Raw genomic sequence first — 22,805 nt, 5'->3', positions numbered from 1 at the left:
TTATTGTTCGCCAAAAGGTCGTATGCCATACGACCCTACAACTAAGTGCATTATTCCTCCTTGTATTCAGTCCACTTTATACCTACTAGGTCAAACTTTTTAGTAGTTGGGTTAAATTGACAGTTTAACGTATTCCCTTTAAAACAATGTTTCCTATCCTTTTCTCTGATATCGTAACTATTACTTATTTCTACTTTTGTAGTGTCTTGCAGATTATAATCAAACCAAGGTGATTTTTCGTTCAGCAACGCTGTACATTTTGAATCGTTTTTGTTATTTAATAATTCCGAAAAAATATCACCAAAGAAGTCTTCAACTTTAATAGCTTTTAGGTTCCCATTGTCGTATTCAAATACCATTAAATCGTTTCCGCCTCCAACAATATCATCTGTGATAACGATATAATTGTTTGGCTTTATTTTATAAATTGATAACTTCCAACCGCCATCAACTATAATCATACTAATTGTATTAGGTTTTATAAACGTTATATTAAAATATTCCGTAGTATCAACAACAAAATTGTTTTGCTTTATGAATTTCACAAATGCTCTTCTGTCATTAGGTTTCCATTCCCAACTACGCATTGCACTATCTGGTAAAATAGTTAGAATATGCAGTAAATCCTTATGCATTGAATAATCAACTTTTATAGTATCTCGGAATTTGTTTTCTGTATATATAATTTCCTCAGTACTTTGCACAGCAGTAGTGTCATTTTCAACCAGCGCTTTTTGTTCTTGTTGTTTGTCTTTACAAGAAATCAGTAAGAAAGTAAAAAAAATAGCATAAATTGCATTATTCATATAGTCATTATTTATTAGGTAGCATACTTCAATCCGTTTAATTAAACAAATTAAGAAAAATAACCATAAATCAACTATGGAAAATGGTAATAATTCACAAGAAAGTAATCCACTCTATTTTTTGACATGTGTTACCCTTTAGGGGTGAAATAGCAGTATATGAAATGAAAACTCGTCTTATATATACCCAAGCTGTTCCAATTAAATAATACAATGAAAATATTAATAAACGACTTATTAAAACTAATTGAAGTTGCAAAAATACTTGGTTTAAAGGAGAATGATTTGAGAAATGCTAAAGATTATTTACTACATAATGAGTTCGGTTTGTGCTTTGAGACAATAATAACACAAATGTATGAGGACGATATTAAAATAGATAATGAGATTTATAAATCAATTTCCAAGATTGGAGAAAGTATAAATTTGGTTCAAGATAGTTATTGTTTTATGAAAGAATTGATAAGGGAAAATATTCCTAAGTCTGTATAAGATGAAGTGATAAAATTATTCCTCCACTACTTTAATTTAAGTGCTAAACAAAACTCAAGATTAGGACGACATTAGCGGTAACCCTTGCAGTTACCGTCTCATATCTTTATTGTAAAGCATAAAAAAAAGTAGGGACGAATTGCATTCGTCCTTTTCGTCGTCCAATTCGTCCTATTATTGTTCGCCAAAAGGTCGTATGCAATACGACCCTACTGATTTAAACTAATTATAATAGCTATGTCAAGGAAAATAAACCAATCCATCATATTCTTACTTTTATTAGTCCCTGCTCTAGCGACAGCCCAAAAAAAAGAATCGGTACTTTGGAAAATAACAGGGAACAACCTCCCGTCGACATCCTATCTATTTGGGACGTTTCATACCGTAAGTTTTCAATTGATAGACAGCTTCCCTCAGCTAAAAAGCATTATGAACAGTTGCCAATATGGCATATTTGAAAAGTCAGAGAATGCGATTGGAAATGTTGAATATGCAGATATTAAAACCCCACCTTTGGATGCTATTTTTACAGCCCAAGAATACGCCTTAGTAGATAGTTTTTTTACCAAATCACCCTTTGGAAGTATCAAACCGCATAATAATGATGCATCATTAATGGCGATGTTGCAGGCTGTTGTAATGTTGAATGAAGAAGAAACCAAAAATCAGGCTATGTTTTTCGATGAATATATTCATACGTATATGGAAGATAGCCTGAAGAAAAATACGTTCGGTTTGGATGAACCTGTAGAAATGGCTGAGTCAGCCCAAAAGTATGATTATAAAACAGCGGCAAAGACTTTAGTATATTTAATTGAGACCAAAGTGAATGTTAATCGTCTGATAAACATTAAAACGTTGGACGAAGCCCTCTACAAAAAATCTATGCAGGCAGATATGGCGCTAAATGAAGAACCAAAAGAAGAATGGATTAGGGAGGGTACGATAAAAAGAAATCAAATTTGGCTTCCTAAGATTATCAGTAAGACCAAAGAAGGCTCTTGCTTCATTGCCGTAGGACTTGGGCATTTACAATACAAAACTGGGTTAATAGCATTACTACGCAGTAAAGGGTATAAGGTAGAACCAATAAGACTTAATAAAATCAAATAAGTATAATAGCCTTTTTACTGTTTTACACAGGTAGCAGACTAGTATCAGCAAATCGAAGACTGCTGATGATTTATAATGTTCCAAACTCCGAAGCACCAAGCTATTCCGTAGGGACGAATTGCATTCGTCCACCATGCAAGTCCAATATCGTCAATAAACAATGGAATAATTTCATTAAACCAATAATCTCTACACCCAATAAAAATCCCACAAAATAATCATAACTTTAGCCATGCAAAACGAATTATATAAGCTTTAAAATATAATTGTTTTTGATAACTAACTGATTATTATTCAATATATTACCAACTATATCTTTGATATAGGTAGGTGCGATTTTAAAATATGCTACTAGACGATATTACACTCCAAACATTACTATTGCTCTGTTGTTTTGCTTTTTTGGCAGGTTTTATTGATGCCATCGTTGGTGGAGGAGGGCTAATTCAACTACCAGCCTTATTGATTTTTCTTCCCCATTATGCCATTCCTACCATTATGGGGACGCATAAATTAGCCTCTGTGTCGGGCACATTGGTGTCGGCATCACAATATGTACGGAAGGTAAAAGTGGATTGGAAGGTAATTGTGCCAGCGATAATAGTCACCAGCTTATTTGCTTTGATGGGAGCTAGGCTGGTTACCTCCTTAGATAAAAACCTACTCAAACCTATTATTCTAGTATTGTTGGTACTTGTGTTGATTTATACTTTTCTGAAAAAAGATTTGGGCACCGACCATACCCCTAAATATGATGGTAAAAAGTTTTTGATAGGGGCATTACTCACAGGAGCTATCCTTGGTTTCTATGATGGCTTTTTCGGGCCAGGAATGGGCAGTTTCTTAATTTTTGCCTTTGTTTCTATTTTTGGATTAGATTTCCTCCATGCTTCCGCCTATGCTAAAATACTGAATTGTGCTTCCAATATTCCTGCGATTATCTTCTTTATGTCGTCGGGCGATGTACTTTTTCAAGTAGCCATTCCACTGGGCATTGCCAATATTGCAGGCTCGATAATAGGGACAAGATTAGCATTATTAAAGGGTAGTTCCTTTGTAAGAATCTTCTTTCTGATAGTAGTAACAGCCGTTATCGCCAGATTTGGCTATGACATTTGGAAGACAGCCTAAATATGAGTCATCCCGAATTTTAAAATCACAAAAAAGCGGTCAAAAAAACTAATTTTGACCGCTTTTTTGTGATTAATTTTCCCCGAATTCCTACTGTTTGAGCGGAGCGAGTTTAGGAATTCTTGATTTTTTTGTTACTTTTTGTATCAAGACAAAAAGTAAGGGTAACTATAAATCCAAAAATCTCTAATTTTTTTTAAATTTACTAATTTATGAGAAAATTAGGGATGACTAATGTTTGTTTCTTCTCTATTACGGTAAATACTGTGCCATCCAGACGGTAGCATTACCACAATTTGGGTCGTTAATAACATGTTTCAATACTTTAAAATGATGCTCGTTCAGGAGTCTTTCATATTCTTTTGAATCTAAGGAAGCATGAAATAGGTTTTCGCCACCATTCATTCCCCAAGCTTCGCCATGTTCTGTGCCAGTAGTGAAAAGTAAAATACCATTAGGATTTAGGTGTTTTTGAAAAAGGGCAAACATCAATGGTTGGTCAGTGGCAGGAAGATGAAAGAAGCTGTGCCACGCAATAATAGCATCGAATTTCTTATCTATATCCAGCAACCGCATATCTTGTAAAATAAATGTTGTTGATGGGAAGTTAGCCTTAGCAATATCGAGTATTTTGCTACTGGCATCTACGCCAACAACATGTAGATTTTTACTAATAAGATATTCCAGAATGGGCTTTCCTGTTCCACAGCCAACATCTAAAACAGTGCCTTCCACAGGCAAATGCTGTATTAAATCGTCAAGGCAATGTTTTTCTATTAAACTATCGCCTTTATTTTCAGCAAACCACGTAGCTATTTTATCATAAACCTCATAAACGTTATTTCTTTCCCCTTGTTCCATATAATTATTGAGTGATTTAATGCATCAATAGTAGCACGAGTTTTCAACTCGTGGAATAATGTACGAGTTGAAAACTCGTACTACTGACACCGCCCGCTATTCCAATTCTTATACTTCGTCAAGCGAGGAAATTTAGCAAAATGCTAGTGAGTAGGTATTTTATCAATTAGTGATAAACCATGTACTGAAAGTGTTTCTTCAAAATATTTTGTTACAATATTGGTATCAATTAATTATCTCTTTCCCATTCATTTCGGAGACTTTCAAAGTGATTTTTAATATCTTCTTTATCTTTTGAGTCGATATTTTTCCAAGCTCCTCGCAAAGTACCTTTAATAGAAGCACCAGAAACCATTACCTGAGTCTCTTCTAGTTGCTCTAAAACTTCCTCTTCCATAAACATCACAAATACCTTTACTTTATGGGTAAGAGCTGATTTTTCTTTTAGAATTATCTGACCATTATCATAAATACCTTCTATGGCTGTAAGCATATTATTGTTGTTTTATCATAAATCAAATATACAGATTATATTGATAACTCGCTCTCACAAAGTCTCTGACTTCGTGAAGCAGTAAGAGTAGGCTATTACCAAAACTTTGTTTATTCTTCATAGTTCTTCTTCCTGTATAAATTTAAAGGACAAAACAACCCACAATATCATTATTATTAAAAAGGGAACATATAACCTCCAAATAAGCCAGAAACTTCCTAACCTTAAATTAATTCCAGCTATTAAATTAAGTATTAAACTGAAAATTATTACTCCTTTGAAAATGCGTCTTAATTGATAAAATAAAGAAATAAGAAGACTTATTCTAATAAAAAGTAGGGTATATAAAAAAGTGATTTGATACCACGGACTTTGTGTATGTACATAATAAATATTACTCCAATCTACTGAAGCATAAAGATCCATTTCATGGAATATTCCAATAGGGGTATTATATTGTAAAAAAAATGAAAATGATAGAGCTATAATACCTATCAATTTATAAAAACTTTTTTTTCCCATTTTAATAGTTAATAAAGTTTATCGCATGTCTTAACTTTGAATAATCGCTATTCCAAGCTGTTCTAAATTAATATACTTCAACAAGCAGAGGTATAGATTAACGTAGGGCTGAATTGCATTCAGCCTTTATCGGAAACGGCTGAGTGCAATTCAGCCCTACATTTAAGTAATTTACATTAATCTACAAGGAATTTTACAGGTTTACCCTACAACAAAGTCTCTAATTGATGAAAGATAGGAATGAGTGATTCCCCTTTTTCAGACAAGGTATATTCTACATGCAAAGGCTTTAGCTTTACAACGATTTTATCTAATAATCCCTGTTCTTCTAGCTCTTTCAGGGCAACTGCTATCGACTGCTTGTTCGAACCTTCTATTTGGCGGAGTAGTGAATTGAAACGGACAGGTCCTTCGAGCACTTGGCGGAATATTTGTGGCTTCCATTTGCCAGTTAGTATTTTTAAAAGTCCTTCGGCAGGGCAATTATTCTCGGGCTCCATGTTTAATCTTTTTAGTAGTCAGCTTTTTCTGACTAATTGATTGGTGTTTATATTGTGTTCAACTTTACAACGAAATTACAACTTTAAAAGATACAGAGTGCTTTAAAAAGGTAAAAGACAACAAAAAGCAATCTGAGTGCAATTTCGATAACAACATTTTAGTAACAACAAACTATTGACCTAAGAAATGATTAAAAACAATAATCCACTTTTGTGTGACATAGAAAATGGAATGTGTGAAATGCCTATCACATACACAACCGACGAACATCAAGATATTACCTCTAAACCTAAAAAATCTGTTAAGATAATCTATTTCACTGATCCAATTTGTTCTTCGTGCTGGGGTATCGAGCCTCAGTTACGAAAACTTAAACTCGAATACGAAACAGTTGTTGAAATTGAGTACCGTATGGGTGGACTGCTACCCAATTGGAATTATTTTAACAGTGGAGGCATCGCAAAGCCCTCTGATGTGGCACACCACTGGGATGAAGTAAGTGAGTATTATGATATGCCTATCGACGGGGATGTCTGGCTAGAAGACCCGCTACATTCATCTTTTCCGCCTTCAATAGCTTTCAAAGCCGCTCAGCTACAGGATGAAGCAAAGGCTGTGTTGTTCATGAGGAGGATAAGGGAAATGGTTTTTCTAGAAAAGAAGAATATTACTAACTGGGCACACCTTAGCTTGGCCGCCAACGAGGTAGGTTTGGATAGCCAACTATTGAAGCATGATTATGAAAACAAAGCCAAAGATTTGTTTCAGGAAGATTTGGCGTTGGCTCAAAAACTAGGCGTACGAGGCTTCCCGACGTTGTTTTTCTCGGATGACTCTCACCTAAAAACACAAACAGTATATGGTTTCAGACCTTACCAAGCTTTTGAAAATGCCATATTAAAGACATTCCCAAAAGCTACAAAATATCAATATGATACTAGCTGGGAATATTTATTTAACAAGTATCCACGTTTAACAACCCGAGAATTTGCAGAATTAAGTGGTAATACAAAGTCCGATAGCGAAATGTTATTACAACAGCTAACGACACAAGGCAAACTCAGTAGAGCAAACATTAAGAACGGGACAATCTGGACTATCAACAAAGACCAAACCCCAACGACATAACCTAATTATGAAAAGATTGAAATAGTTGTACCCTTCATACGTGCTTCAGACCTTTATTAGTTTGAAGCACTTTTGCTTTACAAATGTAGTACGAGTTTTCAACTCGTACATTATTCCACGAGTTGAAAACTCGTGCTACATCCATCCTTCAATTCTAAACCATACCTTGGCGTAGTGTTACACTACGCCAAGCGTGGGAAACAACAGAATAGTATTTAATATTTGTAGAAACAAATACAGATTGATAGCATTGTTTCGGTACAAATTAAAAACTGTATATATTAGATTTATTGGTACACACAAAGAATACGATAAAATAGAAAATATACGAGAAATTTAGTTTACAATCAGAATATGGAAACATTAGCACAAATCAGGGCTGAACTAAAACCCATCAAAACAAAAGAACAGTATAAGAGCTATCTGAAAATTATAGATAGTCTGATTGATTGTTTAGAGGATAGCCCAGAAGAGCAAGTTTTAGAATTGGATTCTATTTTAGTGGAAAGCTACGAAGCTGAACATTATCCAATTGAGCCTCCCAACGTTATAGAAGCCATAAAACAAAAAATTGAAGAAAAAGGATTAAAAAGAAAAGATTTAGCAATTTACTTTGGAAGCAGTAGTAGAGTATCAGAGATATTGAATGGCAAAAGACCCTTGACTTTTGAAATGGCTAAAAAAATTCATTATGGGTTAGGAATATCTGCAGAAGTTCTATTTGCTTAACAGAGACTATTCATTAAAGTGTGTCAGGTAAAAAATAGTAATTCGATACGCGTTTCGCCCTCGATTTCTATGACAAAATCAAGGGTGAAAACTTCATAAACGTTATTTTTTTATCATTTTCTATGTATCAATCTTAGCATTCAAACATTTTATTTGCACGAAAAATATTCATACGTACTTGAATCGATGATTTTTGAATTATGAGCAGTTATGGTTTTCTCAGTAAGGAGGTAACCCTTACTATCAAAAGTATAGGTATAATTATATTCGAGTGTAGGGTTCCCCAAGCTATTATAATTAGCTCTTTTCAGAGGGTAATTATTTTGATTATAATCAGTGTTAACATTACCATAATTGAATAAATAAACACTTTTTGTTTTTCTTACCTCTGGTGTCCAAGCAGTTACTTCAAAAGAAAGATACTTTGGCGTAAAACTATGAGATGAGTAAGATTTAGATAAATTGCCATTTGAATATTCATAATTATAAATTATAAAGAAAGAATTTTTTTCACCCGTTTGTGTATCATAATAGGCATAATCTGATTTAATATGATTGTTATTACTATCGTATTCCTGTGTAATGATAGTATTAGGGTATTTATCGGAAGAGTTACCAAAAATTTCCATACGATTTACCCTGCCATTTTTATCACAATAAAGTTTAGTCAGAGGTTGGTTATTGATATATATTTTGATAGAAGGTTTAGTATCTGAACCAAGGTTCGAACGTTCCTCTTCATATCTATATTGGTTAGTAGTCTGGGTATTGTTTAGTAAATCGGTGGTCTTGTATATAACAGCAATTACTTTGTTTTCGTCATTATAAGTATATTCCCGTACATTTTTAGTATCTCCTGCTATTGAAGTAATCGTTTTTACTAGACAGCCTGGTGTGCCATTCGTGGCCAGAATATCTGCTAATGATTTATAGCTTTGTGTTCTATTATAAGCTGTTACGGCATTGGTGGTTAGTAAAAGGGCATTGTAATCTTCAAGAATAGATTTTATACCCGTTTCTGTTTCGGTGATGTCTAGCTGATTATTATTGACTGAGGCTGTTAAGCTAAATATCTTGTTGGCTTTGGTGATGATGATGGTTTTATCTTCGATTTTGTAAGTAAAAGCTACGCCATCTTGTGTACCTTTGCCGTTTTCACTAAAAACCCAAGCTACTGTTTTTTTGAAGGTTTGTGTATTTCCAGTTTTATCGGTTAGTTCTAAATCACTAGCTAAATCTATTTTTTTGCTGGCAACAGTTGCCGAACCTACGGCACTCTGGAATTTCCAAGTACCTATAATTAACTGGCTGATGGTGGATGAAGGATTGGGGTCGTCAATTTTTTTTGAGCAAGAAAGGCATATCAACAATAAGACAAATACTGAGGCACTTAATAGTTTTGAGAACATAATAGTGGGTTTATAATAGTGTATAGTAAAACAATTAGTAAATAGTGATTGTTGAACGCTCTGCCATGGCGGTAGTATTGCAAATTGCTAGTTATCAGTTATTTACAAAAAATGAAAGACGTTGCTTAAATGGTATTGATTACTTAAGTGACAAAAGTACAATAATAAAATGGAGTTTTACTGATTAGAAGCTGGAAATATTGTCAGTGTCACAATTAACATCTTATCCCCACTAGTGCAAGTGTTAACAGCAGCGTCACTTGTATTTATATGAAATATTTCAGTTTGAAACTGAAATGATTAAAAAGTCCAAGCCATAGAATAATTCGATATGCGTTATTATTGAAATATTACTTTTTGAAGTTTCAAGTATGTTAGTTATCAATCAGTGATAAGCCATGTATCCAAAGGGTTTCTTCACCCTCAGATTATTTAAAGAGTAATGCTCTTTTACTTTAGCCAACTAATGACCAAAGTAATATAAATACACTAGCAACTACATATAAACAAACTCGCTATTTTACCTTCACAAACCAATATCAAAAGCTTCTTTTTTGTCGATGAGCCAATTAATTTCTTTATTCGGCTCATTATGTATAATTGGCAATTTGAAAGCTGGCCCAATTTTAAATACGACATTCATCTTTACGATGAAGTCGATAAGCAATTCTATTCACTTGCAGGACAAAATAGAGGTGTAGTTGAGTTATTCTCAGAGATTTAGCAGATGTGGTACAAAAAAATATATTGATTCAAACAGGAGGCGGGCGAAGTACGAGCTACTATATTAATTTGGAGTGAAACACTACGCCAAGCTCGGGACAATCTGGACTATCAACAAAGACCAAACCCCAACGACATAACCTAATTATGAAAAGATTGAAATAGTTGTACCCTTGATAATAACTGTAGTACGAGTTTTCAACTCGTATATTATTTACTTACGAGTTGGAAACTCGTGCTACTTAGGCTATAAATTTACCGCTATACTTAAATCTAAATCCCTAAAAGTATTGATTAAACATACTTTCTGAAAAGTACTTAGGTCACTAGTTTTGATGATTCTTTCTTTTACCAACCCGTTCTCTAATAATTGCTGTCGGCGAGTGCCTTTTAATAGGGGAGTGGTAGGGACGAACCATTCCGTGCCATCATAAAAAGCTAAACAGGCTATTGTACAGTCGGTTATCAAACCATTTTGTACGATGATTACTTCATCGGCCTGTGGATATTGTTGTAGTAAATCGGCAAAAACCTGTCGGTTAGCGTATTTATGGGAATAGTCTATCGTGGGAACATCTACTACTTGTAAATGCCGAATATCTTTAAAAATATAAGGAGCAAAGGTGATTTCTTGAATATTTGCTTCATACAATACCCTACAACGCACAGTGCCAGTGAGATAATCTTCTGGAATCTGGATGATGTCTTCTAGCTTTACTGCGGTATCTATTTGGAATAATGCCTTGCGAGAAGCATTAAATCGCTGATTATGATAGGCTATATGCTGAAATTTCCCGTCTTTGATTTGTATGGTTTCTAATAATTGCATAGCTTGTAAACATCTGTTCGTCAATCAACCTCAAAGATATGAAACATCTGAATGATTTATTGTTACTTGGTGACCCACGCCTGTATGAAATATCGAAACCCGTGACGCACGATGAGCTACCGCTTGTGAAAGAATGGGTAGCCGATTTGCATAATGTGATGGAGGAAATCAGGACAAAATACAATTTTGGTCGGGCTATCGCTGCACCACAATTGGGTATTATGAAACGCCTGATTTATATGAACATCGATAAACCTGTGGTGTTTATCAACCCTGTTTTTGAGAATGTCAGTGAAGAGATGTTTGAACTTTGGGACGATTGTATGAGCTTCCCCAACCTTTTGGTAAAGGTAAAAAGGCACAGGTCGCTAACGATAAATTATTTAAATGAAAATTGGCAATTACAGACTTGGCACATGGAAGATGCTCTGTCTGAACTTTTACAACATGAATACGACCATCTGAATGGCATTTTATGTACCATGAGGGCCGTGGATGACAAGGCTTTTAAATGGCGAAGCTGATAATAAGGGTTGAATGTGGAATATTTTACACGTAAGTAGAGATTTTTGCTCATAATTCCGCATAAAATATTACTTTACCCGCAGATTTTGCTGATTTATACCACAGATTTGCGCTGATATCATTTGTCAGCGTAAATCTGCGGTGTAAAATCTCTGAAAATCTGCGGGTAAAAAAAAACTGTATTCCTAAAGGCTCTAATAATCAATAAACCCTTCATCCCCAGCTTGTTAATAATTCCGCATAAAATATTACTTTACCCGCAGATTTTGCTGATTTATACCACAGATTTGCGCTGATATCATTTGTCAGCGAAAATCTGCGGAGTAAAATCTCTGAAAATCTGCGGGTAAAAAAAAACTGTATTCCTAAAGGCTCTTATAATCAATAAACCCTTCATCCCCACCAGAATAGAATAAATCAGGATTTGGCGTTGCTAGTTCAGCACCTTGTTTTAAACGTTCTACCAAATCAGGATTAGCAATAAATGGACGACCAATCGCAATTAAATCTGCTATGCCCGACTCCAAGTCAGCCTCCGCACGAGTTACATCATATCCACCCGACAAAATAAGCGTGCCTTTGAATGCAGCACGAATATTATCCACCACAGTTTTAGGAACTGCTGGCGCACCCATTGACGAATGGTCTACCAAGTGAGTGTATACTATGCCAATTTCGTTTAATTTCTCTGCAATGTATTGATAATCAGTGTCGATGGTATCAAAAATAGCTACGTCATTAAATGCTCCATAAGGAGAAAGACGCACACCCACCTTTTCTTTACCGATAGCCTCCACCGTTTGAGCCGCTATTTCTAATAAAAACTTAGCGCGACCTGCAATGTCACCACCATACTCATCCGTACGAACGTTAGACTTTGTATTGATAAACTGGTCAATCAAATAACCATTCGCTCCGTGAAGTTCTATGCCATCAAACCCTGCTTCAACAGCATTTTTAGCTGCCTGTACAAACTCTGCAATTGTCAATTTGATACCATCAATCGTTAGTGCCGAAGGCGTCGGTTGTGGTTGCATTCCCTCTGTGTCTGTCCACATTTGCCCAGCCGCTGCTACTGCTGATGGCGCTACGATAGTCGCTCCCTCAGGCAAGTTGGCTGGATGTGCTATCCGACCACAGTGCATCAATTGGATAAATATTTTTCCACCTTTTTCATGCACTGCACTGGTTACTGCTTTCCAGCCTGCTATTTGTTCAGGCGAAAAAATCCCTGGAATACGGGCATAGCCCAAACCATTAGGCGATGGCGAAGTACCCTCAGTAATGATTAACCCTGTTGAGGCACGTTGTGCATAATAAGTAACCACTGACGCTGTAGGAATGTTGCCGATAGCTCTAGAGCGAGTCATGGGTGCCATTACGATATGATTGGCTAATTCAATGTTGCCAAGTTTGGCAGAAGAGAATAATTGATAACTCATAGTTATTTTTTTTAGATTGCTTAATATATCGAATCTTTTCGATACGTTAAGAAACCAAAAATACCTAAGAAAGTTCCTGAAAAAAGGCTGAAAGTTTTTTAAAATTCTCGCGATTCAGGGAAATTTTATGAAATTTCCCCTCTTTTTTAGATTCCACCAACTCGCTTTCAATCAATAGACCGATATGATGTGAACAGGTAGATTGAGAGAGACCAATCAATTCTTGAACATCACGACAACACATTTCTCCTTTTTTGGATAATTCCAATAGGATTTTTAGCCGATAACTATCAGCTATTGCATTGGTGCTTTTTTCAATAAATTGAGTGGTCTCTTGCATATTTTTAGTTTACTTCAGCCATAAAAATACCTGAAGTAGCATCTTGTTTGAACGATTTCATGATCCAACCGCCACCTACTACGTCGTCACCTTCATAAAATACTGCCGCTTGCCCCGGAGCAATCCCCGAAACAGCGTCATGAAAATGAGCCTTTATTTTGTTGCCTTCTTGCCAAATAGTAGCGGGCGTACCGGCATCTTTGTAGCGTACTTTGGTGATGGTTTCAATCGGATTATCGATAGAGGCGTATTTTGATAAGTTCAATTGCCCTACTACCATGCCGTCTCTTTCCAAGTCTTTATCACGCCCCAACACTACTTCGTTGGTTTCTTTTCTGATTTCGGTTACGAAGGCTGGATAACCCAAGGCAATGCCCAAGCCTTTGCGTTGACCGATGGTATAAAATGGGTAGCCTTCGTGTTTGCCCAATATTTTGCCGTCGGTATCCAAAAAGTTACCGCCTTTTACTCTCTCTTCCAGACCTTCTACTCTTCTTTTGATAAAACCACGGTAGTCGTTGTCAGGGACAAAACAGATTTCGTAGCTTTCAGATTTATTCACCAAATCCATGAATCCTCTTTCGGTAGCCATTTCTCTGATGCGTGCTTTGGTCAGGTGTCCTAGAGGCAATTTTGTACGTGCCAGACTTTCTTGCGAAACGCCCCAAAGTACATAGCTTTGGTCTTTCCAAGTATCAGCTCCTTTTGAAATGATATGTCTGCCGTTTTCTTCGCGGATATTGGCATAGTGACCAGTAGCGATAAATTCGCAATCTAATTTATCGGCCCTACGCAAAAGTGCATCCCATTTGATGTGGGTATTACACATTACGCATGGGTTGGGTGTACGCCCTTCGATGTATTCGCCCGTAAAGTAATCAATGACAGCATCGCCAAATTCATTACGGATATCTAAAATATAATGTGGAAAACCGAGTGATACCGCCACGTTGCGGGCATCGTTGATAGAGTCAAGAGAACAGCAACCTGTTTCTTTTTTGGTTCCGCCCGACGAGGCGTAGTCCCAAGTTTTCATCGTCATTCCAACTACTTCGTAGCCTTCTTCATGTAGCATAACTGCTGCTACTGAACTGTCGATACCGCCACTCATGGCGACTAATATTCTTCCGTGTTTGCTCATTGTACTGCTCAGGTTCAAGGCCTGACGTTTTAAGGGTTGTTTTTTTAAGTGATTGGTAAATAGTGATTAGAATTTTATTTAAATCGAATACTCCAATCACTATTTACCAATCACTAATTACTATGTCACAAATTTACAATAATATTCAACATCATTTCTGATTTTTTGGTTCGGATGGGAAATTGTGAGTTAGTGATTGAGTGAATTAGTGAGTTTATGAGTTGTGATGTGCAGTCGCTCGCTTCAAGCGAGTGACGACTATTAAAAGGCTTCTAGCCTAAAATAATACCATTCAGCTAAACCGTGGTCTGTGGCACACAGAACACGGTTTAGATTACCCAATTGTACAATAGGCTGAATGCAATTCAGCCCTACATTTATTCGTTTGGTTTAGGTAGCATAAATAACCAAAGTAGGTACATTATGAAAGAATGTTTAACTACCTGATATACCCTCAAAAAAAGTCTCTACAAATCCCAAAATCTTATTTAAGATTCGGTCAGCAGTTTCTTTATATTTTAATACACTGGGTGTTCCTTCTATCCGAAGTGGAATAATATCCTTTCGTAAAGGTTTACGTTCAGTAAACAAGTAATTGTCGATTACGCTTTTTGTTTTTTCTTCTGAAAGGTTTTCTGTTTTAACTAATTCTTGCAATGCCTTTTCTTGTTCTACATTCCAGAATTTTTCAAATTCATCAGGAATTGTATCAGTATCTTTAATATGTGGCAGACTTTCTTGAATAAATTTCTCTATCAATTCTCTTTTACTTCTTAGTGATACTTCGGTGTTCAATAAGTTGAAAATCTCTTTCTCAATACTTTCTTTATCTTTCTCACTGTGTTTTGATTTGAACTTAATCAATAACTGAAGAATGTAGGTAACATTGATAGTATCCCGTCGTATTAATTCCAACTCAAAATCTATATCATTTAGAATAGATGTTTTTTGGGGTGAATCATCCGTGTTAATTTTGTCTTTTAAATCCAAGTATTTACTAGTGTAATCCGTAAAAAGCTGTTCTTCCATAGGCAAATCATCCCAAGTAAATTCGGTATAATGGCTCATCTTTTTTTGTAAGCGTATCAAATCCCTAAAAGCCAAAATAAACTCTAATTTGTCTTCTTCTGTGTATAGCCCATCTACATCCTCTACCTTTGAAACTACTTCTAATAACTTCTGAGTTGCTTCATTGAATTTTTCTACATAGGCTTCATAAGGCTCTACAATGATTTCATCAATGGCTTCTTTGTTACTAAACAAAGCAATTGCTTCATCGGTTTTATCTTTCAGATTACGAAAACACACGATATTTCCCTGTGTTTTGTTCTTATCTAAAATACGATTAGTTCTACTAAACGCCTGTATCAGTCCATGATATTGTAGGTTTTTATCAACATACAACGTATTCAGAAACTTACTATCAAACCCTGTCAAAAACATATTGGCAACCAAAAGAATATCTGTTTCGTTTTGCTTAGATTTTTTTGCTACAGCATTGTAATAATTGTAAAACCCTTCTGTGTCTTTAATATTTTGTTTTTCACTAAATAAATGGTTGAAGTCCTGCACATAATTTTCCAATAATTCTCTGCGGTGAGGTCTATATCCGTATGCAGTTTGGGATTCAGCAGCCATATTGAGTTGAGGAATACCCTGTTCTTCCATTTCCTCCTCGTTTTGAGAGAAGCTGAAAATTGTAGCTATTTTCAGATGATGTTCCCCATTTAATTTCTTTCGTTTGAAAATTTCATAGTATTGAATAACAGCATCAATATCCTGTACGCACATCATTCCACAGAATTTTTTGTTTTGCGTCTTTTGGTCGTGATATTTAATGATGTAATCAGCAATGGCTTCTTTACGTTCGGGAGCTTCAAAGACTTCGGTTTCGTTGATTTTTTCCACGTCCAAGTCAATGATATGTTCTTTCTTCTTAAAAGTTTGTATATATTCTACCGAAAATTTTAATACGTTATCATCCCGAATAGCATCGGTTATCACATATTTATGGAGGCATTTTCCGAAAAGGCTTGCGGTTGTTTTTTCACCATCGGCATTTTCGGCTAAAATCGGAGTACCCGTAAAGCCAAACAATTGAATATTATTGAAATATTTAACAATATTGCTATGAGTTTCGCCAAACTGCGAGCGATGGCATTCATCAAAAATAAAAACCATTCTTTCGTTTTGAATAGCTTTCATTTTAAATAAATTCCTACCCGAAATAGCATTGTTCAGCTTCTGAATAGTAGTAACGATGACCCTAGCATTCGGGTCTGGGTCATTGAATTTTCTAATAAGGTCGTCGGTATTGGTTGCCGAACTTACCGAACCTTTACTAAACTTATCATACTCCTGATTGGTTTGATAATCCAAATCCTTTCTATCTACTACAAAAACTACTTTTTTAATAGCCGGAATTTTAGATAAAATCTGGCTTGCTTTAAAACTAGTCAAGGTTTTCCCACTTCCCGTTGTGTGCCAGATATAACCGTTTTTTTCGATGTTATACCCGTTCAAAATTTCATTATCCTTTACCTTTTTAATAATACTTTCTACCGCATAATATTGATACGGACGCAGTACCATCAAGCGTTTGTCGGTTTCGTTCAGTACAATGTACTTGCATATCATTTTGCTGACGTGGCAGGGTTCTAAGAATGCATCGGTAAAACCATTCAGAATATTATTCAACTGATTGTTTTGCTCGTCCGTCCAATGAAAAGTTTGAAGATACTCCTGTTTGTGTGTACCGAAATTGCTGAAGTATTTGGTATTGACACCATTGCTGATAACGAACAATTGTACAAAGTGAAACAATCCTTTTCCTGCGCCGAAACTGTGTTTTTGATAACGGTTAATCTGGTTAAAGGCTTCTTTCATCTCCAAACCTCTCCGCTTTAGTTCTATTTGAACCAAGGGCAAGCCATTAATCAATATGGTAACATCATAACGGTTTTCATATTTACCCTCCTGCGTAATCTGATTGGTTACCTGATATTCATTCTGGCACCAATGTTCCACATTCAGCAATTCAAAATATAGATTATCTCCATTATCTCTGATAATATGGTGCTTCTTTTCACGTAATATTTTGGCTTTTTCAAATACAGAACCTTTATTGACGATGTTTAATACTTTTTCAAATTCACCATCGCTAAATTGTATATTGTTGTGTTTTTCTAATTGTGTTTTAAGGTTTATTAATAGACCTTTTTCGTCAGCAATGGTGACATATTTATACCCCAATTTTTGTAATTGGACAATAAGTTGTTCTTCCAGAATTTGTTCGGATTGCTTGCTCAAAATAATTATGAATTAGGAGTGTATGGTGTTCGTTTTATTTACGCACAAATGTAACGAAATAAAGTATTCTTATGTCATTTCTCCTAATTCATAATCTAAAACTTACCTTAGTGCTTTGAACATCTGCTCAATGGCTTTCTTTTTCTGTTCCATATTTGGATGAACGTAGAGGTTTAGCGTAGTACTGATATTGGAATGCCCCAACAATACACTGACCGTTTTGTAATCGCAATTACTTTCAATACATCGGGTTGCAAAGCTATGTCTTAATCCGTGGAATTTAAGGTCGGGCATATTGAGTTCTTTCATCAGGTTTTTATAATAACTGCGGTAAGTACGTGGCTCAGTGGGTTTGGCATCATTTGTTAAAACAAAGAATGAAGCGTTAACTATCTTTTTAAAGGGTTTGAGTATCCTCAATAAATCTTTGCTTATAGGGATTTCACGAATAGAGTTTTTGGTTTTAGGCGTATCCAGAATCAGTTCGGTTTTTCTAGTTCCATCTTCTATTACATATATACGTTGGATTGTTCTATTAACGCTGATAATGCCGTTATCGGTATCGATGTCTTCCCAAGTAAGGGCGCATACTTCTCCGATACGCATACCTGCACTTAAACAGATGTAAACGCCTAAGTTTCTGAACGTAAAATGCTCTTGTATATAGTTCATTATTTTTTTCTGGTCAGCTCGGGTAAGCACTTCTATATTATGCTTTTCACGCTCGGTGGGAAACTGTATATCAAAAGGTGTATAATCGAGCCATTTATGTTTTGCACCGAATTTTAGAATCATTTTCAGCACAATTAAAATATCCTTGATGGTCTTATGGCTTAAACCTGTTCCCAGTTTTTGGAACACAAAGCTTTGTACATCAGCTTCATCAATTGAAGACTTGTCCCCAAAGGTGGGCAGTAAATGATTTTCAATCAAGAGCATATAAGCCGAAAAGCTTGATTTTTTTACATACTGTTTTTTGTCTGTTTTCCATAGACTGATTACTTCTGAAAGTTTTTTTTTGTTCATTTTTTGTTTTAATTAAAGTTGTAAAGGAACAAAGGAAACTTAAAAGGACTAAATACGTAAGGATTTCGATTGGAGGCCAAAAGTTTCTCCAATCTTATCAATAAGAGATATAAATATCTATGTCCCTAATTTAAGATTTAAAGGCTTTGAGGGAGAGTGGGGAAGTAAGAGATTTGGGGATATTGCACATTTTAAAGTAACCAACTCCTTTTCTCGTGAAAATTTGAATTATGAAGTAGGAACTGTAAAGAATATCCATTACGGAGATATTCATACTAAATTTCAAACCTTATTTGATATTACAAATGAAACAGTCCCTTTTATCAATGATGAAATCAATATTGACAGAATTTCTGAGGAAAATTATTGTAAAGAAGGAGACATTATATTTGCAGATGCTTCCGAAGATTTGAATGATGTAGGTAAAAGTATTGAGATTATAAATGTAAATGGTGAAAAATTGCTATCAGGATTACATACTTTATTAGCAAGACCAAAAGACAATATTTTCCATTTGGGTTTTAATGGCTGTTTATTCCAATCCAACTTAGTCAGAACACAAATACAAAAAGAATCTCAAGGTTCGAAAGTGCTAAGTATAAATGTCGGACGAATTTCTAATATTGATTTATCTTTTCCTTCAATATCTGAACAACAAAAAATAGTTTCCCTTCTGTCGCTAATAGATGAGAGGATAACAACCCAAAACAAAATAATTGAAAATTTTAAAACCCAAATCCTAGGATTACAAGAAAAGATATTTAGACAGAAAATAAAGTTAAAAGACGCTAATGAAAAAGAATTTCCATTATGGGATTATAAAAACGGAGGAGAATTGTTTGATAGTATTTCTAATAAAAATCATAACTCTGATTTGCCAATATTAGCAATTACACAAGAACAAGGTGCTATTCCAAGAGATATTATAGACTATCAAATTACAGTAACAGATAGAAGTATTGAAACCTATAAAGTTGTAGAAACTGGTGATTTTATAATTAGTTTGAGGAGTTTTCAAGGAGGTATTGAATACTCTAACTATAAAGGCATTTGTAGTCCAGCATATATTGTTCTCAGGAATAAAGTTAAGATTGAACTTGGCTTTTATAAATATTATTTTAAAACACCAGATTATATCAAACTACTCAATAAGAAACTTGAAGGAATACGAGATGGGAAAATGATTAGCTATACTTATTTCTCAGAAATATCCGTACCGTTTCCTTCTCTTGAAGAACAAAAACAAATTGCCTCATTTCTTACTTTAATTGACAAAAAAATCCAAACCGAAAAACAAATCTTAGAACTGCTTGAAAAACAAAAACAATACCTGTTACAGCAAATGTTTCTTTAAAAAAACTATAGGCAAGAAAATAAAAAAATGTTTCTTGCCTATTACGTCAATTTCTAAAGAAAAAGATTTTGTAATAAAAACTTTTTCTGCTGAATTAATTTGTTAAGAACATCTTGCTCAGCACTACTTTTTTGAGCTATACTATTCAATAATAAAGAAATTGTTTTTATTTGATTTTCATCCCCTGGTAAATATATTTCTTTATTCAAAAAATTCTGATTGGTTATATTTATAGTATTTTTAGCTCCCTTCTGAATCAAACTATGAAGATAATTGTTTGTGTTGACTGGATTAGAAAAATAGTAATGTAAAATATTAGCTAAATAAAAGCTTTTAGGTTTATAAACTCCATATAGTGGCGAAACAGCTACCTTTTCTTTTACAAAACTTTGTTTTATAATTCCAAATGGAAACTCTCCAGTAGGGCTTTTTGTGTAAACAATATCACCATAATGCACTACATTATAATTTGACGTATCTTTTGAGGCAAAAGATCTTCCCAAATATTCAATTTGGTTGATAACTCCTTTACTTACTGAAACGGAATGCACAGAATAGCTTGCTGTGTTCAATTCCTTTCTTTCTATTATTATTTCTTTTAAATAATGTTTTGACCAACTACTATTTTTCTTTTCATTAAATAATTTTTGACACAACCCTTTAATTAAGGTTTCTAATTGTTCAATTATTTTGTTTTGGGTTGTAATTCTCTCATCTAGTTTGGCTAAGAAATTAGAAATTCTATTCTGTTCTTCGAACTTTGGCAAATTTAATACCAGAGAAGCTAATTGACTTGAATATAAATGAACTACTGAAATTCCTTGAGCCAGATTGGCTATTTCCATTTTCTTTTTGCTATTCAAGTAATAGGATAAAAAAACTCCATTATTATCCGTTTTGATTATATTCAAATCACCTCCCAATGCAACACCTGATTTCAAAACACATGATGCCGTTGCAATATCAATTGTTGTTTCTCCCGATGCAGGAATTATAACATCATTCGCTTCACTTAGCACTAAAGTAGATTTATTTACATTGGTCTTGGATTTTATTTCGTTGATAACTTCTCTGTAATGTGTATAAAGTTCACCATATCTTATACATTCAGTAATCCCATTTTCTTCAATATCACTTTTGGAAATTCCTTTTCCTTTTGAAAACGTTGCTACTTCCCCCAACTTCTTCATTTCCCACTCCCCCTCAAACCCCGGAAATCTCAGGCGTGGAATGTTTAAATTTCCTTTATTAGGGACATTACCTACTTTTAATTTTTTATTCTCCATCTTGGTAATTTAAATTTCGTTATTAAAAACATTAAGGATATAAAAAATTAAAAAACAAGTCCTAATTCCTTGAAATATACATCGATTTCAATATCTAATTGTGCTCTTTTGCACTCCAAAGATTTGATTTCCTGCATGACGGCATGGATGTCTATTTCGTCCTGCTCTTCAAACGTATCTACATAACGGGGAATGTTGAGGTTATAATCATTCTCAGCTACTTCTTCTAGTGTAGCTAAATGGCTATATTTTTCAATCGCTTTTCTGTTACGATAGGTATCCACAATCTTATCGATGTGTTCCTCTAGCAACATATTTTGATTTTTCACTTTTTCAAATTCCCTGCTGGCGTCGATGAATAAAATATGGTCAGGGTCTTCTTTACATTTTTTAAATACCAAAATACAAGTTGGAATGCTGGTTCCGTAAAAGATATTGGCAGGTAAACCAATTACAGCATCCAAATAATTTTTCTGTTCGATAAGATACCTACGAATGTGTAATTCTGCTGCTCCTCTGAACAAAACACCATGTGGTAATACAATCGCCATTGTGCCATTCTCTGCCAGATGGTAAATCATGTGCTGTACAAACGCAAAGTCTGCTTTGCTGGCTGGTGCTAATTTTCCATACTGACTAAAGCGGTCGTCATTCAGGAATAAAGGATTGGCACTCCAATTGGCTGAAAATGGAGGATTTGCTACGATAGCCTCAAAAGGCATATCATTCAAATGTTGCGGATGTTCTAGGGTGTCTTCCTGCTTGATGTCAAATTTGAGGTAGTGTACTCCGTGAAGTATCATATTCATTCGGGCAAGATTGTACGTAGTACGGTTCATTTCTTGTCCATAGAAATTATTCACATCCTTTACCTCTCGGGCTACGCGAAGCAACAGCGAACCCGACCCGCAGGTAGGGTCATACACAGACTTTAATCTGTTTTTGCCTGTAGTAACAATTTTTGCCAGGATTTTAGAAACTTCCTGAGGCGTGTAGAATTCTCCTGCTTTTTTGCCTGCACCACTAGCAAACTGACCAATTAAATATTCATAAGCATCACCCAATACATCAAGTTCTGTATGTTCTAGTTTGAAGTCGATTTCGTCAAGATGTAGCAATACCTTAACAATAAGAGCATTTCTACTTTCAGCATTCCGACCTAAATTATTACTATTTAGATCCATATCAGAAAACAGGTCTTCAAAGTCTTCTTCACTTTGCGTACCCATCGTACTCAGCTGAATATTGGTTAATATTTTCTGTAAATCTTCAAGAATAAAATTGTTACTATCACTATTTCCTCGTTTAGCTATCTCACTAAACAGTTCAGAAGGTTTTAGGAAGTACCCCAATGTTTCAAGCGCTTCTTCTCTGATTGCTTGAATATATTCTTCGCCTTCGGGCGTATTCTCTTGTATATTTCTGAATTGAAGATTGTCTTGTTGCAAAATGGAATTGGCATAAATCTCCATTTTTTCAGCCAAATATTTATAAAAAATAAATCCCAAAATATAATCTCGGAATTCATCGGCATTCATTTTTCCACGTAATGTATTAGCTATGTTCCAGAGTTGTTGCTCTAATATTTTCTTTTGCTGTTCAGACATTTTAATAAGTGTTATTTAGATTAGGGATTTTAAATCTC

Annotated in this window: 21 protein-coding genes; 8 read left to right on the top strand and 13 right to left on the bottom strand. The window is 34.8% G+C overall.

Annotation, left to right across the window (positions count from 1 at the left end; genetic code table 11):
• Nucleotides 1-50: 50 nt before the first annotated feature.
• Entirely contained in the window at nucleotides 51-806 is a 756-nt protein-coding gene (locus tag AC1RNE_RS05860; protein WP_492800091.1) for a hypothetical protein, read from the bottom strand.
• A gap of 213 nt (nucleotides 807-1,019) precedes the next feature.
• On the opposite strand from AC1RNE_RS05860, the gene AC1RNE_RS05855 reads away from it, so the two are divergent.
• The 3 genes from AC1RNE_RS05855 (at nucleotide 1,020) to AC1RNE_RS05845 (ending at nucleotide 3,542) form a co-directional block, all read left to right on the top strand.
• The gene (locus AC1RNE_RS05855; protein ID WP_492800090.1) at nucleotides 1,020-1,298 is read left to right on the top strand and encodes a MafI family immunity protein; all 279 of its coding nucleotides are present in this window, start codon (nucleotides 1,020-1,022) and stop codon (nucleotides 1,296-1,298) included.
• A 237-nt stretch (nucleotides 1,299-1,535) separates the two neighbouring features.
• Nucleotides 1,536-2,411, top strand: coding sequence for a TraB/GumN family protein (locus AC1RNE_RS05850; RefSeq protein ID WP_492800089.1), 876 nt, complete (start codon nucleotides 1,536-1,538; stop codon nucleotides 2,409-2,411).
• Nucleotides 2,412-2,756: 345 nt separating this feature from the next.
• A complete protein-coding gene (locus tag AC1RNE_RS05845) occupies nucleotides 2,757-3,542 on the top strand; it encodes a sulfite exporter TauE/SafE family protein (RefSeq protein WP_492800088.1) in 786 nt (261 codons plus the stop codon).
• Between the two features lie 252 nt (nucleotides 3,543-3,794).
• Here AC1RNE_RS05845 and AC1RNE_RS05840 read toward each other — a convergent pair whose 3' ends face one another.
• From AC1RNE_RS05840 to AC1RNE_RS05830, 3 genes are all read right to left on the bottom strand, one after another.
• A complete protein-coding gene (locus AC1RNE_RS05840) occupies nucleotides 3,795-4,403 on the bottom strand; it encodes a class I SAM-dependent DNA methyltransferase (RefSeq protein ID WP_492800087.1) in 609 nt (202 codons plus the stop codon).
• A 229-nt stretch (nucleotides 4,404-4,632) separates the two neighbouring features.
• Nucleotides 4,633-4,896 (bottom strand): hypothetical protein, encoded by a 264-nt coding sequence (locus AC1RNE_RS05835; protein ID WP_492800086.1) that lies wholly within the window; start codon nucleotides 4,894-4,896, stop codon nucleotides 4,633-4,635.
• Between the two features lie 728 nt (nucleotides 4,897-5,624).
• Nucleotides 5,625-5,918, bottom strand: a complete 294-nt coding sequence (locus tag AC1RNE_RS05830; RefSeq protein WP_492800085.1) for a winged helix-turn-helix transcriptional regulator — start codon at nucleotides 5,916-5,918, stop codon at nucleotides 5,625-5,627.
• 187 nt (nucleotides 5,919-6,105) lie between these two features.
• On the opposite strand from AC1RNE_RS05830, the gene AC1RNE_RS05825 reads away from it, so the two are divergent.
• The 3 genes from AC1RNE_RS05825 (at nucleotide 6,106) to AC1RNE_RS05815 (ending at nucleotide 7,776) form a co-directional block, all read left to right on the top strand.
• Nucleotides 6,106-7,047 carry a ClpXP adapter SpxH family protein gene (locus tag AC1RNE_RS05825; RefSeq protein WP_492800084.1) on the top strand — a complete coding sequence of 314 codons (942 nt, stop codon included), beginning with the start codon at nucleotides 6,106-6,108 and terminating at the stop codon, nucleotides 7,045-7,047.
• Nucleotides 7,048-7,240: 193 nt separating this feature from the next.
• A complete protein-coding gene (locus AC1RNE_RS05820; RefSeq protein ID WP_492800083.1) occupies nucleotides 7,241-7,387 on the top strand; it encodes a type II toxin-antitoxin system HigB family toxin in 147 nt (48 codons plus the stop codon).
• A gap of 14 nt (nucleotides 7,388-7,401) precedes the next feature.
• Nucleotides 7,402-7,776, top strand: a complete 375-nt coding sequence (locus AC1RNE_RS05815) for a helix-turn-helix domain-containing protein (protein ID WP_492800082.1) — start codon at nucleotides 7,402-7,404, stop codon at nucleotides 7,774-7,776.
• 149 nt (nucleotides 7,777-7,925) lie between these two features.
• Here the strand turns inward: AC1RNE_RS05815 and AC1RNE_RS05810 are convergent, their stop codons facing one another.
• Both AC1RNE_RS05810 and AC1RNE_RS05805 read right to left on the bottom strand, forming a co-directional pair.
• Nucleotides 7,926-9,185, bottom strand: coding sequence for a hypothetical protein (locus AC1RNE_RS05810; protein WP_492800081.1), 1,260 nt, complete (start codon nucleotides 9,183-9,185; stop codon nucleotides 7,926-7,928).
• Between the two features lie 970 nt (nucleotides 9,186-10,155).
• Nucleotides 10,156-10,737, bottom strand: coding sequence for an aminotransferase class IV (locus tag AC1RNE_RS05805; protein ID WP_492800080.1), 582 nt, complete (start codon nucleotides 10,735-10,737; stop codon nucleotides 10,156-10,158).
• A gap of 38 nt (nucleotides 10,738-10,775) precedes the next feature.
• On the opposite strand from AC1RNE_RS05805, the gene AC1RNE_RS05800 reads away from it, so the two are divergent.
• Nucleotides 10,776-11,261 carry a peptide deformylase gene (locus AC1RNE_RS05800; protein ID WP_492800079.1) on the top strand — a complete coding sequence of 162 codons (486 nt, stop codon included), beginning with the start codon at nucleotides 10,776-10,778 and terminating at the stop codon, nucleotides 11,259-11,261.
• A 366-nt stretch (nucleotides 11,262-11,627) separates the two neighbouring features.
• On the opposite strand, the gene AC1RNE_RS05795 is transcribed toward AC1RNE_RS05800, so the two are convergent.
• The 5 genes from AC1RNE_RS05795 to AC1RNE_RS05775 form a co-directional block, all read right to left on the bottom strand.
• Nucleotides 11,628-12,704: an alkene reductase gene (locus tag AC1RNE_RS05795; protein WP_492800078.1), complete on the bottom strand. Its 1,077-nt coding sequence runs from the start codon at nucleotides 12,702-12,704 to the stop codon at nucleotides 11,628-11,630.
• A 64-nt stretch (nucleotides 12,705-12,768) separates the two neighbouring features.
• Entirely contained in the window at nucleotides 12,769-13,044 is a 276-nt protein-coding gene (locus AC1RNE_RS05790; protein ID WP_492800077.1) for an ArsR/SmtB family transcription factor, read from the bottom strand.
• A gap of 4 nt (nucleotides 13,045-13,048) precedes the next feature.
• Nucleotides 13,049-14,185 carry a tRNA 2-thiouridine(34) synthase MnmA gene (gene mnmA / locus AC1RNE_RS05785; protein ID WP_309923976.1) on the bottom strand — a complete coding sequence of 379 codons (1,137 nt, stop codon included), beginning with the start codon at nucleotides 14,183-14,185 and terminating at the stop codon, nucleotides 13,049-13,051.
• Nucleotides 14,186-14,620: 435 nt separating this feature from the next.
• Nucleotides 14,621-17,494 carry a type I restriction endonuclease subunit R gene (locus AC1RNE_RS05780; protein ID WP_492800076.1) on the bottom strand — a complete coding sequence of 958 codons (2,874 nt, stop codon included), beginning with the start codon at nucleotides 17,492-17,494 and terminating at the stop codon, nucleotides 14,621-14,623.
• Between the two features lie 102 nt (nucleotides 17,495-17,596).
• On the bottom strand, nucleotides 17,597-18,520 hold the full coding sequence (locus AC1RNE_RS05775; RefSeq protein WP_492800075.1) for a tyrosine-type recombinase/integrase: 924 nt from the start codon (nucleotides 18,518-18,520) through the stop codon (nucleotides 17,597-17,599).
• A 52-nt stretch (nucleotides 18,521-18,572) separates the two neighbouring features.
• Here AC1RNE_RS05775 and AC1RNE_RS05770 point away from each other — a divergent pair, with 52 nt between their 5' ends.
• Nucleotides 18,573-19,874: a restriction endonuclease subunit S gene (locus AC1RNE_RS05770; protein WP_492803607.1), complete on the top strand. Its 1,302-nt coding sequence runs from the start codon at nucleotides 18,573-18,575 to the stop codon at nucleotides 19,872-19,874.
• 53 nt (nucleotides 19,875-19,927) lie between these two features.
• Here the strand turns inward: AC1RNE_RS05770 and AC1RNE_RS05765 are convergent, their stop codons facing one another.
• Together AC1RNE_RS05765 and AC1RNE_RS05760 are read right to left on the bottom strand one after the other, a co-directional pair.
• The gene (locus tag AC1RNE_RS05765) at nucleotides 19,928-21,160 is read right to left on the bottom strand and encodes a restriction endonuclease subunit S (RefSeq protein WP_492800074.1); all 1,233 of its coding nucleotides are present in this window, start codon (nucleotides 21,158-21,160) and stop codon (nucleotides 19,928-19,930) included.
• A gap of 47 nt (nucleotides 21,161-21,207) precedes the next feature.
• Complete coding sequence (locus tag AC1RNE_RS05760; RefSeq protein ID WP_492800073.1) at nucleotides 21,208-22,767, bottom strand: type I restriction-modification system subunit M; 1,560 nt, start codon at nucleotides 22,765-22,767, stop codon at nucleotides 21,208-21,210.
• Nucleotides 22,768-22,805: the final 38 nt, after the last annotated feature.

The organism is Arcicella sp. GW822-FHT02H01 (assembly GCF_058802005.1).
Note: the sequence above shows the minus strand (reverse complement) of the source record. Positions and strands in the feature narration are given on the sequence as shown.

Coding starts and splice junctions, on each gene's coding strand:
- AC1RNE_RS05860 (WP_492800091.1), bottom strand. CDS start 806: ATGAATAATGCAATTTATGCTATTTTTTTTACTTTCTTACTGATTTCT.
- AC1RNE_RS05855 (WP_492800090.1), top strand. CDS start 1,020: ATGAAAATATTAATAAACGACTTATTAAAACTAATTGAAGTTGCAAAA.
- AC1RNE_RS05850 (WP_492800089.1), top strand. CDS start 1,536: ATGTCAAGGAAAATAAACCAATCCATCATATTCTTACTTTTATTAGTC.
- AC1RNE_RS05845 (WP_492800088.1), top strand. CDS start 2,757: ATGCTACTAGACGATATTACACTCCAAACATTACTATTGCTCTGTTGT.
- AC1RNE_RS05840 (WP_492800087.1), bottom strand. CDS start 4,403: ATGGAACAAGGGGAAAGAAATAACGTTTATGAGGTTTATGATAAAATA.
- AC1RNE_RS05835 (WP_492800086.1), bottom strand. CDS start 4,896: ATGCTTACAGCCATAGAAGGTATTTATGATAATGGTCAGATAATTCTA.
- AC1RNE_RS05830 (WP_492800085.1), bottom strand. CDS start 5,918: ATGGAGCCCGAGAATAATTGCCCTGCCGAAGGACTTTTAAAAATACTA.
- AC1RNE_RS05825 (WP_492800084.1), top strand. CDS start 6,106: ATGATTAAAAACAATAATCCACTTTTGTGTGACATAGAAAATGGAATG.
- AC1RNE_RS05815 (WP_492800082.1), top strand. CDS start 7,402: ATGGAAACATTAGCACAAATCAGGGCTGAACTAAAACCCATCAAAACA.
- AC1RNE_RS05810 (WP_492800081.1), bottom strand. CDS start 9,185: ATGTTCTCAAAACTATTAAGTGCCTCAGTATTTGTCTTATTGTTGATA.
- AC1RNE_RS05805 (WP_492800080.1), bottom strand. CDS start 10,737: ATGCAATTATTAGAAACCATACAAATCAAAGACGGGAAATTTCAGCAT.
- AC1RNE_RS05800 (WP_492800079.1), top strand. CDS start 10,776: ATGAAACATCTGAATGATTTATTGTTACTTGGTGACCCACGCCTGTAT.
- AC1RNE_RS05795 (WP_492800078.1), bottom strand. CDS start 12,704: ATGAGTTATCAATTATTCTCTTCTGCCAAACTTGGCAACATTGAATTA.
- AC1RNE_RS05790 (WP_492800077.1), bottom strand. CDS start 13,044: ATGCAAGAGACCACTCAATTTATTGAAAAAAGCACCAATGCAATAGCT.
- mnmA (WP_309923976.1), bottom strand. CDS start 14,185: ATGAGCAAACACGGAAGAATATTAGTCGCCATGAGTGGCGGTATCGAC.
- AC1RNE_RS05775 (WP_492800075.1), bottom strand. CDS start 18,520: ATGAACAAAAAAAAACTTTCAGAAGTAATCAGTCTATGGAAAACAGAC.
- AC1RNE_RS05765 (WP_492800074.1), bottom strand. CDS start 21,160: ATGGAGAATAAAAAATTAAAAGTAGGTAATGTCCCTAATAAAGGAAAT.
- AC1RNE_RS05760 (WP_492800073.1), bottom strand. CDS start 22,767: ATGTCTGAACAGCAAAAGAAAATATTAGAGCAACAACTCTGGAACATA.